Consider the following 980-nt stretch of genomic DNA (forward strand, 5'->3'; position numbering starts at 1 on the left):
CCCATCTCGCCCTGCGCGAGTCCGATATTCCGCCGCGCGTGCTCGCCGAGGGCGCCGGCCCGGTGATGGAAGAGGCGCTGGCCCTGCTGCGCGAAGCCGACCCGCTCGCGACCCGCGCCGCGATCGGCCGCGCCCTGCGCGAGGTCAAGCGCCGTGCAGCACTGGCCATCGCGCTGGCCGACCTGTCGGGCGCCTGGGGCGTCGAGCAGGTCACCGCCGCGCTGTCCGACCTTGCGGATGCCAGCATCGGCCTCGCACTGCGCCATCTGCTGCGTCACCTGCACGCGCGCGGCACCATCAGCCTGCCCGATCCGGCCGACCCCGAACGGGCTAGCCGCTTCGCCGTGCTGGGCATGGGCAAGCTCGGCGCGCGCGAGCTGAACTATTCGAGCGATATCGACCTCGTGCTGCTGTTCGATCCTTCATCTTCCGTTTACCGGGACGATTCGCAATCCGCCATGGCGCGCCTCGCGCGCGATCTCGTTCCGCTGCTCACCGAGCGCGATTCGGATGGCATGGTCTTCCGCGTCGATCTGCGCCTGCGCCCCGACCCCGCCGCCACCCCGCCGGTCGTCAGCCTCGCCGCCGCGCTCAGCTACTACGAAAGCCAGGGCCGCACCTGGGAGCGCGCCGCGTTTTCCAAGGCAAGGCCGGTCGCCGGTGACCGCGATTTCGGCGCATCCTTCCTCGAGCAGATTCGCCCCTTCATCTGGCGCCGCAATCTCGATTTTGCCGCCGTCGCCGAAATCCACGAGATGAAGCGGCGGATCGACCAGCGCCGGCGCGACGCCCCCGGCCGCATCGCCGGGCGCGACGTCAAGCTCGGCCGCGGCGGCATCCGCGAGATCGAGTTCATCGTGCAGACGCTGGAACTGGTCTGGGGTGGGCACGAGCCGGCGCTGCGCATCCCGGCGACGCTGCCGGCCCTGCGCGCGCTCGCCGCCGCCGGCCATCTGCCGCGCGCCGCCGCGCGCGACCTC

Annotated in this window: 1 pseudogene; it reads left to right on the plus strand. The window is 72.0% G+C overall.

What is annotated here, in order from left to right:
• Positions 1-980, plus strand: a pseudogene (locus tag APM_RS13200) (glutamate-ammonia-ligase adenylyltransferase); the annotation flags it as partial.

The sequence above is a fragment of the Acidiphilium sp. PM genome, from assembly GCF_000219295.1.
Lineage (GTDB): Bacteria > Pseudomonadota > Alphaproteobacteria > Acetobacterales > Acetobacteraceae > Acidiphilium > Acidiphilium multivorum.